General features: G+C 42.4%; 11 protein-coding genes. 6 read left to right on the forward strand and 5 right to left on the reverse strand.

The window, feature by feature from the left end; genetic code table 11:
• Window positions 1-364: 364 nt before the first annotated feature.
• The gene (locus DWW90_RS14630) at window positions 365-1,219 is read left to right on the forward strand and encodes an AraC family transcriptional regulator (RefSeq protein ID WP_122345486.1); all 855 of its coding nucleotides are present in this window, start codon (window positions 365-367) and stop codon (window positions 1,217-1,219) included.
• Here the strand turns inward: DWW90_RS14630 and dnaB are convergent.
• The 3 genes from dnaB to DWW90_RS14645 all read right to left on the reverse strand — a co-directional run bounded on the left by dnaB (window position 1,216) and on the right by DWW90_RS14645 (window position 6,129).
• Window positions 1,216-2,745, reverse strand: a complete 1,530-nt coding sequence (gene dnaB, locus DWW90_RS14635) for a replicative DNA helicase (RefSeq protein WP_122345487.1) — start codon at window positions 2,743-2,745, stop codon at window positions 1,216-1,218. The two genes, DWW90_RS14630 and dnaB, sit on opposite strands and share 4 nt — an antisense overlap.
• Window positions 2,746-2,814: 69 nt before the next feature.
• Entirely contained in the window at window positions 2,815-5,190 is a 2,376-nt protein-coding gene (locus tag DWW90_RS14640; RefSeq protein ID WP_122345488.1) for a TonB-dependent receptor, read from the reverse strand.
• Between the two features lie 99 nt (window positions 5,191-5,289).
• On the reverse strand, window positions 5,290-6,129 hold the full coding sequence (locus tag DWW90_RS14645; protein ID WP_122345489.1) for an AraC family transcriptional regulator: 840 nt from the start codon (window positions 6,127-6,129) through the stop codon (window positions 5,290-5,292).
• Window positions 6,130-6,224: 95 nt separating this feature from the next.
• Here DWW90_RS14645 and DWW90_RS14650 point away from each other — a divergent pair, with 95 nt between their 5' ends.
• From DWW90_RS14650 to DWW90_RS14665, 4 genes are all read left to right on the forward strand, one after another.
• Window positions 6,225-6,878 carry a flavin reductase family protein gene (locus DWW90_RS14650; protein WP_122331226.1) on the forward strand — a complete coding sequence of 218 codons (654 nt, stop codon included), beginning with the start codon at window positions 6,225-6,227 and terminating at the stop codon, window positions 6,876-6,878.
• Window positions 6,863-7,450 (forward strand): PepSY-associated TM helix domain-containing protein, encoded by a 588-nt coding sequence (locus tag DWW90_RS14655; RefSeq protein WP_122345490.1) that lies wholly within the window; start codon window positions 6,863-6,865, stop codon window positions 7,448-7,450. Before DWW90_RS14650 ends, DWW90_RS14655 begins: the two co-directional genes overlap by 16 nt.
• Window positions 7,451-7,467: 17 nt before the next feature.
• Window positions 7,468-8,412: a DMT family transporter gene (locus DWW90_RS14660; RefSeq protein WP_122345491.1), complete on the forward strand. Its 945-nt coding sequence runs from the start codon at window positions 7,468-7,470 to the stop codon at window positions 8,410-8,412.
• Between the two features lie 321 nt (window positions 8,413-8,733).
• The gene (locus DWW90_RS14665; RefSeq protein WP_122345492.1) at window positions 8,734-9,321 is read left to right on the forward strand and encodes a phosphoglycerate mutase family protein; all 588 of its coding nucleotides are present in this window, start codon (window positions 8,734-8,736) and stop codon (window positions 9,319-9,321) included.
• 234 nt (window positions 9,322-9,555) lie between these two features.
• Here DWW90_RS14665 and DWW90_RS14670 read toward each other — a convergent pair whose 3' ends face one another.
• Window positions 9,556-10,401, reverse strand: coding sequence for an aldo/keto reductase (locus DWW90_RS14670; protein ID WP_122345493.1), 846 nt, complete (start codon window positions 10,399-10,401; stop codon window positions 9,556-9,558).
• A 35-nt stretch (window positions 10,402-10,436) separates the two neighbouring features.
• On the reverse strand, window positions 10,437-10,985 hold the full coding sequence (locus DWW90_RS14675) for a flavodoxin family protein (RefSeq protein ID WP_122331231.1): 549 nt from the start codon (window positions 10,983-10,985) through the stop codon (window positions 10,437-10,439).
• Window positions 10,986-11,787: 802 nt separating this feature from the next.
• Here DWW90_RS14675 and DWW90_RS14680 point away from each other — a divergent pair.
• On the forward strand, window positions 11,788-12,906 hold the full coding sequence (locus tag DWW90_RS14680; protein ID WP_122345494.1) for a carboxymuconolactone decarboxylase family protein: 1,119 nt from the start codon (window positions 11,788-11,790) through the stop codon (window positions 12,904-12,906).
• The last annotated feature ends 6 nt before the right edge of the window (window positions 12,907-12,912 follow it).

Below are 12,912 nucleotides of genomic sequence, written 5' to 3' on the forward strand. Positions count from 1 at the left end.
AGAAACAAACCAACAAGGCGAAAAGTATAAGTAAATGCTTTTTTTATATAAGAGATGATAGAAGCCGGAAGAGTAACTTTGTAATCTAAACAAAAAGCTATTTTAACCAGACTTTCTAACCTCTGCGAAGAGGAATGGTTTTTACCCTATTTTCGTTTTTTAGAACTCTTCCGGCCTGGATTTTCGGTTATCGAAAACCAGGCCGGTCTATTTCAGACCATTCCTCCTTTTGAAACACAAGGCAAGCGGATTCTTTCAAACTTGGTTGCCACTTCTTTTATATCTTCGTATATCCGCCACAAATTTCAGCAGCATATCTATTATATTTACAGCAAGAGTTTTTAAGAAAAAGTAGATATTTAGTATGGGTAATTTTAAAGAGACAGAACAGATTGACTGCCATTATTACAATACTCCTTCCCCTTGTAAATTTCGTTCATTCGAACTAAAATCCGGGACGAGATTTACAGAAACCAGGAATGAATTTACACGAATCATCTTCTTGCTTACAGGAGAAATAACCATCGATTGCGATGCCTGCTACAACCATACGTTGAAGCAACAGGAAATAGCCCTCTTGCCGATCGGATGCCGGATAGCAATCAATGCGGAGCAGGAAAGCAGCCTGATCGTCTGTTCCTTTTTAAAAATGCCTCAGGTCTGTAACCGGGTCCAACTCTCTAATCTCACCCGGTTAAAGAAAAGCATTATCTATCATTACAACACGCTTCCTTTCCGGGGAGAGATGCCGGACTATCTATCACTCTTAAAGTTATATCTAAACAGTAAAGTCGATTGTCCCCGCATACATGAAGGCAAACTGGAAGAATTAGGTATCCTTTTCCGGACTTATTATTCAAAAGAAGAACTGGCCACTTTCTTATATCCCATTATAAACGAGAATGAAGAATTTAACCAGTTTGTTCTCACCAACTACCGTACGGTCTCCACTGTGGAAGAACTGGCCGAAAAAGCAAACATAAGCCTTTCCTCTTTTAACCGTAAGTTCCGGCGTTATTTCAGCGAATCGGCATTCCGCTGGATGCAAAAAAAACGTGCAGAAGGAATCCTGCACGATATAAAAACAACGAATAAATCTTTTCAGGAAATCTCGCTGGACTGGCGATTCTCATCCCAGTCCCACCTGACCAAATTCTGTAAGCTGCAATACGGATTGCCCCCAAGAGAGATCAGGAAAAAATCCCAAATGAAAACTTAAAACGGAACCTCATTATTTCCCGGAGCCGGGGCCAGGAAATCGGCTCCGGCAGGCGGTATCGGCGGCATAGCCTCTATCGGGCCCGAGCTGTTCATATTGGAAGCGAACTCACGGACAGGAATGTCCTCATCCACATTCATGAACTTCGCAAACTCGCTCTTGAAACGGAGGCGCACATCCCCTACCGCACCGTTACGGTGCTTGGCTATGATAATCTCGGCCAGACCGATCAAGGAATTACCCCGTTCGTCCTCCGTAATCTTATAGTATTCGGGACGATGGATGAAACATACCATATCGGCATCCTGCTCGATGGCACCGGACTCACGCAAGTCGGCCAACTGCGGGCGCTTCCCCTCGACTCCCTGACGGGCTTCGACGCCACGATTCAACTGAGACAGGGCGATGATCGGGATATTCAATTCTTTCGCCAATCCCTTCAAGGATCGGGAGATGGTACTTACCTCCTGTTCACGGCTACCGAAACTCATACCGCTCGCATTCATCAACTGGAGGTAGTCGATAATAATAATCTTGACACCATGTTCACGGACCAGACGCCGGGCTTTCGTACGCAATTCGAACACCGAGAGGCTCGGCGTATCGTCTACATAGATCGGTGCATCATACAATTCTTTTATCTTGAAGTCCAGCTGTTCCCATTCGTAGTTTTCCAGACGGCCGCTCTTGATCTTTTCGCCCGGAATCTCACAAACGTTCACGATCAAACGGTTTACCAACTGGACGTTACTCATTTCAAGCGAGAACAAAGCGACCGGCGTATTATGGTTCACCGCCATATTCTTAGCCATAGAGAGCACGAACGCCGTTTTACCCATCGCAGGACGGGCAGCAATGATGATAAGATCGGAATTTTGCCATCCCGAAGTCATTTTATCGAGCCCTTCAAAACCGGTACGCAAACCGCTCAAACCCTCCTTCTGGTTGGCCGCTTTTTCCAACAGCACCATAGCTTCCTTGATTACCGGATTGATCTGGGTCACATCCTTCTTGACATTACGCTGGGATATCTCGAAGAGTTTTCCTTCGGCTTCCTGCATCAGGTCTTCCACATCGATTGTTTCATCGAAGGCTTTACCCTGTATCATAGCCGTGAAAGAGATCAACTCCCGTGCCAGATATTTCTGGGCGATGATACGGGCATGATACTCGATATGGGCGCTACTGGCGACTTTGCTGGTCAACTGGGATATATAGAACGGACCGCCTACCTCTTCCAGTTCACCACGCGTCTTCAGTTGCTCAGTGACGGTCAGCATATCCACCGGACGCTGGCTGATCGCCAGATCTACAATAGCCGCATAGATTTTCTCATGCGCTTTCTCGTAGAAACATTCCGGTTTCAGGATTTCACTAACTATGGAATAAGCATCTTTTTCCAGCATCAAGGCTCCTAACACGGCTTCTTCCAGCTCGCGTGCCTGTGGCTGCAAGCGCCCCATATCGGGTACTACAACCGGTTTCCGCTTTCCTTTTCCTCCTGTATTATTTCCTCTTTCAGCCATCGTTCTATATAATTATCGGGCATCAAAAGTAATACTTTTTATCCGGTTCTCCGAACCCTGAACAAAATATTACATCGATTTGCCAAACCGGGAAGCATCTACCGCTTCGTGCTGTTTCTGCTTATATCCTCCGAACTTCCAGATGAAAGAAACGGTCAGACAACGATGGTCGTTCAGCATCCGGATACGGCTATATTGGCCGGGCTGGTCGATATCCAGACGATGCGGGTCGTTATTCTGAAAGATGTCGTTCCACTTCAGTATCAATGTGGCACGATCATCGGAAAACTGCCACTTCAGAGCGGTTGAAACATCTGATATATGACCAACCTCATAGACCCCCTGAATAGCTCCCGTCACAAAATAACCGTTCAATTCCAACTTCAGATTCGGACGGGCTTTGGAAAGGACAAACGTATTATTCATCTTGAACTGCCCGAAATATTTTCCATTGTCGAATGACAGATCGTGAAAATGATCCAGTTTTTCCTGTATGCGCCCGCCAAGCAACGTCACCTGGCTGTTCCAGAACTCACCGGCACGGAAAGGAACGATCACGGCCAACCCGAACTGCAACTGATAGTCCATATTCTCGTACCGGAAAATATTCTTCAATTCCGATGTGTTCTGATAAGGTAACTGAGCGAAGTAATCAGGTACATAGTCACAGAAAGCCAGGAACGTATATTTCTGCTTCAGAATATAAAGAAGCTGGCCGCTGTAAGAGCGATAGGGTTTCAACGAAGGATTACCTAACACGACTGAGTAAGAGTTAAGCGGGCTCGCCTGCGGAGTGACATCCCAATAAGACGGATATGTCTTATCGCTGCTTACATCCAATTGTAAGACATGCATCGGACTGACCGTATAACTAAGTGAAGCATTCGGGAACAAGGCCCAATCATTCCAAAGTGTGGATTTCACGCCATTGGAAGTATAGTCGGATTTGAAATATTCGGCTTTCAGGGAAGCGGTCGCCGAGAAATGCGAACCGAAGCTCTTCGACACTTCCAAAAAACCATTTGCGCTATATTCTTTCTGGCGGTTATTCTCCAGCTCATCCGGAGCAAGCTCGTAGCCATTACCTTTATTATATAAGTAATCGATATAGGTTTTCGAGGAGGTGAAACCGCCATGGACACCGTAATTCAGTGTCCACCCGGTTCCAAAAGTGCGGGTATGGTTAATAAATAGTGCTCCTTGTGAAATATCCTGTTTGGAATTGTTCTGCAGGTCTGTCAGAACGCTTTCGCTGTTCCGGTCGACGAAAGTCTGGAATCCGGGTGAGCGATAGCGAGTGAAATCGGCTCCCGCCATCAGTCCGGAATGGCCGTCATACTGGACACGTACATTATGCAACGCATTGTTCCCTTCAACATAGGTTCGGCTGAAACGTTCTTCTGCCGGCTGTTCCGATTGTAATGTATGGAAAGTCGTAGTGGCGACACGGGTTATATCGGACTTACCTGCCGTAAGATAGTAGGCTGCCGACAGTTTGTCGTCATTCTTAAAAGTATAGTCCATTCCCAGGCGCATCGTTCCGTCGGTGCCATGACGTTTGCCACGGTCAGACTGGTTGACTTCCGTCACCTGGTCTTTTAAGGTATGGCGGGCCAGAATCTCCTCTCCCATATAGTTACGTCCCTTACCTCCGTTGACCAGAAAATCGATATTAAGGCGGGAGGTAGAATAAAGCAAGTTGCCATGTGCTTTCCCCGCCGCATAATGCCGTTGAAGGTAATCGGCTCCCACCTCTCCCTGTAACATGTTCTTCTCGGCTACCGACTGATCCAACACGACGTTGATCATAGCCCCTTTGATATTATATTTGGCAGGAGCATTATACATGATCTCGACATTGCTCACCCGGGAAGCCGGGATTGTTTTCAGCATACTGATCAGCTGGTCGACCGACATGGTCGTCAGTTGTCCGTTGATCACAATGCTCGGACTGCCGGCGCCCAATAGTTGAACGGCATCGTCTGTTCCGATCACGCCGGGTATCTCCTTCACAACTTCAAAAGCATTGCTGACAGCCTTATCTTTCATCAGTTGAGGCACGTCATATTTCAATGCGCCATTCTCGACTTTCACCTGTGGCCGCTCAGCTTTTACCACGACGCCCTCCAGCTCATAATCCTTTTCAGTCAAAAGGACTGTTCCGGCATCCGCTGTCGAAACCTCTTTACAGGCCGGTTCATACAGTAAATGCTGGAATAACAGACGGTAAGTCTGACCGGCTTCCCAGTTCAACAAGAAAACGCCAAGACTATCTGTTACTACAGCATCTATATAAGTAGAATCCAATGTTTGCAATACGACAGCCACTCCGTCTACGGGCTGTTCCTCCTTATCGACCACTTTGCCGTGAATCCGTTCCTGCGCCTGCAACATGCCACAACCGGCAACCAATAAAACCAGCGAGTAATAAAGTATTCGTTTCATCTTCGTTCTTTTTTTGTTCAACAATGCAAAGAAAGAACCTTCCAGGGAGAAACTGTGTTATCACTCACTTACGGAGTGTTATTTAGTCTTATCATATTCCTATTTTCCTACGTTTTTATAAGCAGAAGGATTAATACCTTCATGCCTTTTAAAGAATTTGGATAAATGGCTTACATCTGTAAAACCAAATTCATCCGCAATTTCTTTCAACTTGATTTCTCCGGTTTCTAATCTGCGCTTGATGAGTTGTAATTGCATCTTTTCGATATATTCTTTATAACTTATCTCGAAATTCCGCTTGAAATAAGTACTGAAATAAGATGGCGAAATATTAAAATTATTAGCAATCATATTGATGGAAATACAATCACGGTTAGATATATTCTCTTGAATGTATGCTGCTATATGAGCGTTAGTTGGAGTTTTCTTCTTTAATTCAATATTTCGGTTCTCAATGTATTCTTTTATCATTCCGAAAATGGAAAGAATATGATAATACACAATAGACGAACGAAGTACGTTAATCGTTGAATTATATAGGATAATATTCTCAAAAATATTCTTCAATATAGTCTGGCAAGGTTCACTCACCGTTATCTTATCCTCTTTCAGCCATTGAATTTCCATAATGGAAGTTGGAGTTATTTCTCGCGAAAAGGACTTATAGGAGCGGTCATAAGTCTCAAAATAGCTTGAAGTAAATTTAATATAGGTAAAGCGCGTTACAGTTTTTACTGTGAAATAATGGCGGTCACCGGGGGCAAGCAGAAATAAATCCCCTTTTTCATATGGAATTGTAACTTCATTAAAGACATGCTCCCCACACCCATAATGAATATAGATGATTTCAAAATGGTCTTGGGCATGTAATTCGCAAGAATATTCTTCCTCAATTACATCTATAATCTTTAATGATTCAAACTGGCTGCACTTTCTCATAGCGCAAATATACAAAATAATGTAATGTAAATACAAGTATTTCAATCCTATTCCCGCCTACCTTTGCAAAACAATCATCAACTAAATAACAAAGAATGAAAAAGATAACATTATTTTCAATGATCTTAGGTATATTTTTAATTACTTCATGTATGGAAAACAGTAAAAAATCAGACAAAGTAGTCTTCACACAGAATGAAGATAGCACGAGTACCACAGGTTGGCAATCTCATTATGACCGGATGGAAGCAACCGACCTTCCTGATAACGTAATAGACTTAATAGGTAAGCAATGGATGCTGGTGACAGCAGGGAATAAAAATTCTTATAACACAATGACAGCATCGTGGGGAGCGGTTGGCGATATGTGGAGCAGACCATCTACTTTTATCGTAGTCCGTGATTCAAGGCATACTTATCAATTTTTGCAACGAGAAGAAAGTTTTACACTAAGTTTTTTTACAGAAGAATATCGGGGAGCACTTAGAATTTGTGGAACAAAATCGGGACGAGATACTGATAAAGTGTCAGAAGCCGGGTTGACCCCATTGGAAACCCCTTCCGGACTAATGAGTTTTGAAGAGGCTCGAATGATTATAGAATGTAAGAAAATGTTCGTTCAAGAGATGGACTATGCAAATTTGACTCAACCTTATAAAGAGAAAATTATGGAAGAATCTTATAACAAAGAGCCTTCTAAACACCAACTCTTTATTTCAGAAATAACCAATATATGGATAAAGAAATAAAAAATAAATCAGTTACACGTAATTCGTTCCGACGGTATTGCAGGACGGTTCATTTTCATCTATCCTTTTTCTTTATGGGAGTGATTCTTATTTATGCAGTATCGGGCATAACGATGAATCATTTAAAGGATTTTAATCCGAAATACTATATAACTGTAAACAATTATACGGTGAAGGGGACATTCCCTACCTCCCATAAATTTAATAAAAATGAAATAATACAGTTGTTAAAAGAGGTAGGCGAACAGGATAATTATATCAAGCATTTTTATCCGAATAACTCAACAGTGAAAGTTTTCTTGAAAAGTGGTTCATCCTATATTATTGATACTCAAACAGGAAATGTTGCTTATGAAGGAATAAAGAAAAGACCGTTTTTTTATCAACTCTCATTTCTCCATTATAACCCGGGAACATGGTGGACCTATTTCTCAGACCTATCTGCGGTATGCCTTATATTGATATGTATAAGTGGTATTCTAATGAATAAAGGTAAACGAGGTTTGTTCGGAATAGGGGGAATTGAATTATTAGCAGGTATATTAATCCCTGCGCTGGCTTTAATTTTATAGATAAATTACATAATAAAATGGATGCTAAATTTAAAGGTTCAATTTATGGGATTATTGCAGCAATCAGCTATGGAACAAATCCACTTGGGGCATTATCTCTTTATGAAGCTGGAATAAACGCTAACTCTGTATTATTTTACCGCTTCTTACTTGCGGCTTTTTTTCTCGGTGGGTTAATGTTTATACAAAATAAATCGTTCAGGGTTACACGAAAAGAATTAGGGATTTTGGCAGGGTTAGGGATTTTGTTTGCGGCATCTTCGCTGACCCTGTTCCTAAGTTTCCACTACATGGATGCAGGAATAGCGTCTACAATTCTGTTCGTATATCCTGTTATTGTAACTGTCATCATGGCTATTTTCTTTAAAGAAAAAACATCCTTAATTACGGTTTTATCTATTCTTCTGGCTATTGGGGGCATAGGACTGTTATACAAAGGGAATAATGGTAGCGTGTTGAATGCAACGGGAGTATCGCTTGTTATGCTATCCTCCCTTTCTTATGCACTTTATATAGTTGCTGTAAATAAATCCTCTTTAAGAATGTCATCTATAAAGTTAACGTTTTATGTTCTGCTATTTTGTACATTAACTATCATGGTTCAATCATTTTTTGACAGCAACAACCATTTACAGTTACTTACAACCTCTTCTATGTGGATGTTTGTTATAATGCTTGCATTGGTTCCTACTGTTATATCCTTAGTATTTATGGTAATTGCAGTACGCCAAATAGGTTCAACACCTACTGCTATCATGGGCGCATTGGAACCACTCACTGCGGTGGTTATCGGTATTACTATATTCAATGAAATATTCACTCTACGGTTGGCTGTTGGCATTATGATGATACTAATAGCTGTAATTCTAATAATAATTGGTAAATCAATTCAAATTCGAACATTAACCGTTGCTATTACTTATATAGGACAAATACTTCATAAACCTTGGCAACCGAAATGAAATTATCTAAATTGTAAATTAAAACCGTTGTCATCGGTGTAAGTGGCAATATCATCACCTACGATGACTATCTTACGAAACGCTTGACGATTCTTCACGTTATTTCGCTCCACAACATCGTCTATATATCAATCAACTTCTGCAAATATATATGTCTGTTTATATTGTTCAATTCTAAATTTACAGTACAAATACAATAAATCAAGAATAACCTAGGCAACTGTTACTCTGCCTTTAGTATCTACACAACGTCAAATCTATTAAATAGCTATTTAAGCATAAGTTTTATATTCCTATATTTGCAAGCTAAAAAATGGAAATATGAAGCAGATTGAAGAAATTGCAACAAAGAATCAAGACAAAGCGTGGGAGATTATCAGAGATACTAACATTATGGGAATTTGGCAAGATGCAGGCGCAACCATTAATCTTGTCGGCTCGCTCAAAACAGGGCTACTTATGAAGCATCGGGATATTGATTTTCATATTTATACTGAAAGGTTGGATGTTGCCGATAGTTTTTCCGCAATGACAAAATTGGCTCAACATCCACGTATCAAGCGTATTGAGTATGGAAACCTCATAGATACCGACGAAAAATGTATTGAATGGCACGCTTGGTATGAAGATGAAAACAAAGATCTTTGGCAATTGGATATGATTCACATTGAAAAAGGGTCTACATACGATGGCTATTTTGAGAAAGTTGCCGAACGTATTTCTGAACTCCTTACCGATGAGACACGACATGCAATTCTGCGACTTAAATACGAAACTCCCGATACGGAGAAAATTATGGGCATAGTTTATTATCAAGCTGTAATTCAAGGCGGTGTTCGTACTTACACTGAGTTTACAGAATGGTTGAAAAATAATCCGACAGATGGCATAATTGAATGGATGCCATAATATGGAAACATCATAACCCCAATTACAGATTACAATATTAAATTAAACGGCGGTGTGTCAAAAGTAAGTTCTAACGCTTTAGCGTGTCATTGCGGGCTTGCCCCGCAACCTTATACTACACTGATACAATGATTAGTATGAGATGGCGGATCAAGCCCGCCAGGACACAGACGCTATAAATAGTACTTTTGACACATCCGCGCGGCCTAATCTATAATTCATTATTTAACCAGACTATTTTTTCACCAAATCGACCAACCATTTTATCATTTCCGGGTCATAATGCGAGAAGAACAGACTTTTTCCCTGGTTGAGTCCGGCTATTTCCTGCATATCTTCATCCGTCAAAGCAAAGTCGAATACATTGAAATTCTCAATCATACGCTCTTTGCGGGTGGACTTCGGAATAACAATTACGCCTCGTTGAATAAGGAAACGCAACGCTGTCTGTGCTACTGACTTGCCGTACTTTTCACCAATTGCTTTTAGAGTTTCATTTGTAAAGAAGTCATTCCGCCCTTCGGCAAACGGACCCCACGACATGACACGCGCACCGTAACGTTCCATGATTTTCTGCGGTTCAACCTGCTGGTTGAATACATGCGTTTCCACTTGGTTGACCATCGGTTTGATTTCGCAGAACTCCGCCAAATCCACAAAACGGTCGGGATAGAAATTGCTCACACCGATAGCACGAGCCTTGCCGTTTTTGTAGGCTTCTTCCATGGCGCGATAAGTGCCGTAGTAGTCGCTGAAAGGCTGGTGAATCAGCAGCAAATCCACATAGTCGCTTTGCAATTTGCGCAAAGATTCGTCGATGGATGCCTTCGCTTGTTCATAGCCGGCATTGGAAATCCATACTTTAGTAGTGATGAAAACATCTTCACGGGCAATACCGCTTTTCTTCACAGCACGGCCTACGCCTTCCTCATTATAATAAGCCTGCGCCGTATCGATAGAACGATACCCCACACTCAAAGCATCCGCTACACAACGTTCACACTCTTCAGGTGTCACCTGATAGACGCCATAGCCCAAGATCGGCATTTCGATGCCATTATTCAATTTTACAATATCCATAATTTCATGTTTTTATATAATTATCAAAAAGACTTTCAGAAGATTTTCTTTCCCATCTCATATGCTTCCTGTAAGGCAGAATTGCCTTTTATTTCGCCCACGTGCCACACTCCGGTTGCAAGAATTTTCCCTTTGACTACCGGATTCTCCAAACAATCGATGAAGCCCATAAGATTATCGAAAACATGCTCCAAAAGAGGGCGACCTTCATCTCCTTCGGCTGCGGCAGCAAGGAAATAAAACTCCTTGTTCGTCATTTCCGTATAGGGGCCGCAACAACGGTCGAGCATTGTTTTCAGTTGTGCACTCATCGCATAAAAATAAACCGGTGTTCCGAGAACGATGACATCAGCGGCCAGCATTTTGCTGATGATTTCGGCAGCATCGTCTTTTTGAGGACAAGGTTTCTTATATTGGCTGCATACGCTACACCCTGTACAATAGTTGACTGTTTTGTCTCCCAGGAAAATCTTCTCCACCTCATTCCCGGCTTCAACTGCGCCACGCATAAACTCATCGCAAAGTGTATCGGAGTTTCCTCCACGCCGCGGACTGGATGATAGTATAAATACTTTCTTGCTCATAATTATATATTATTTAATAGGTTATTTTTCATGCAACAAAAATACACCGTTACAAGAAGACACTTTGTAGATGAATTACGGATAATAGTACCCGAATTACAGATTATAATATTTATTCCATGAGCCGATAGATACATACGCATGATAATTGGATTCCATGGGCTTATTGTATAAAACGTATTTTTCAGGCTCGAAAAACGTCCGAAACAAAATAAATGTTAATCCGTTTTTTGGGCCTCAAAAAGGGACTTTTTCCTCTTTTTTGAGCGTTTTCCACCATTACGACCGTCCTAATTTCCATTACGACCGTTCTGATAGGTAGTGCACTCGGCACCTCGCGAAGATTTGGACGGTCGTAATGGCGATTTGGACGGTCGTAATTGGAAAGAGGACCGTTTTAAGGGTAAAAAAGCACCTGAATTTCCTTGAGATATTTGGAACGCCGTCCGTTTTGTTTTTAAATATTCGATTCTCCGGGAGTTAAGGTTTATCACATTGTCGGCGATTCTGTCTTCCGGCAATCAAAAAGAATACTTTTCAGAACGACCTCGGCACCTCATTTTCTCTGTTGTCAATCAAAAAGGCCGAAACCATGAAAAAAGTCAATCCAAAATGGATCAAAATTTCGGACGAAATAGAAAAATGCCTGAAAAGGGGGGTTATTGTCTTTTTCCAGTTTGCAAAGGCACAGTCTTTGACGCCATAAAACAGTAATAATGGTTGAATAATCAGTAATTCATGCACAAGCCAATCGCCGGACCAGGAGTACCTTTGTCACAGTAACTAAGAAAAAACAGATTGTATGAGAACAATAAACAAACGGATAGCAGTAGCGCTATTAACCATAGCCGCCTGCCATCCCATTAAAGCACAAGAAAATATGGAGAATGTATTGAACCAGCGGCAACAGAACATCGTTGCCATCGCATGCCTTGAGGCAAAAGGTGACCTGGAAAATCTTTCCGGAGCCATCCATACGGGTTTGGACGAAGGTCTGACAGTCAGTGAAATAAAAGAAGTGCTCTCACATCTCTATGCTTATACAGGTTTTCCACGCAGCCTCAATGCGTTGGGAGTCCTCCAGCAAGTACTGGCCGAACGCAAGGCAAAGGGTATCAGAGACAGAGAAGGCAAAGAAGCCGATCCCCTACCCGATGATTTCGACGCTCTGAAAGAAGGTACGGCTATACAGACGAAACTCAGTGGCGCCCCCTTCGACTATACCTTCGCTCCGGCTACCGATTATTATCTGAAAGCGCATCTCTTCGGCGACATCTTTGCACGTAACAACCTGACTTTCCCCGAACGTGAGCTGGTAACGGTCAGCGCACTGTCCGGTATCAAAGGAGTGGAACCGCAACTGAAATCGCACGTGCGTGGAGCAAAGAACATGGGGCTGACGGATGCAGAAATACATTTCATCCCCGGCGTGCTACTGCAAAAAGTAGGCGAACCCGAAGCCTACCGTGCCAAGAAAGCTATTGCAGAAGTTTATGGTGAAGAATTCAGAGAAGGCGAACCCATAGAGAACTGCGTATTTCCAAAAGGCGAACCCAATACGGCGTATGCCAAATATTTCATCGGGAACAGCTATTTGGCCGGACTGGCGACCGGTGAAGGAAAGTTGCACGTAGACAATGTTACTTTCGAGCCACGTTGCCGCAACAACTGGCATATCCACCACAAAGGCGGCCAGATCCTTATCTGCGTAGGCGGCAGAGGATGGTATCAGGAATGGGGCAAACAAGCTCAGGAATTACATCCCGGCGACGTAGTCGATATTCCTGCCGAAACCAAACATTGGCATGGTGCCGCAGCCGACAGCTGGTTTCAACATATCGCCATCGGCATTCCGGCTGAAGGGGCAAGTGCGGAGTGGCTCGAACCGGTGACTGACGCAGAATATGACAAACTGAAATAATTGTAC

Origin of the sequence: Parabacteroides sp. AF17-28, assembly GCF_003479205.1 — a bacterium.
Taxonomy (GTDB): Bacteria; Bacteroidota; Bacteroidia; order Bacteroidales; family Tannerellaceae; genus Parabacteroides; species Parabacteroides acidifaciens.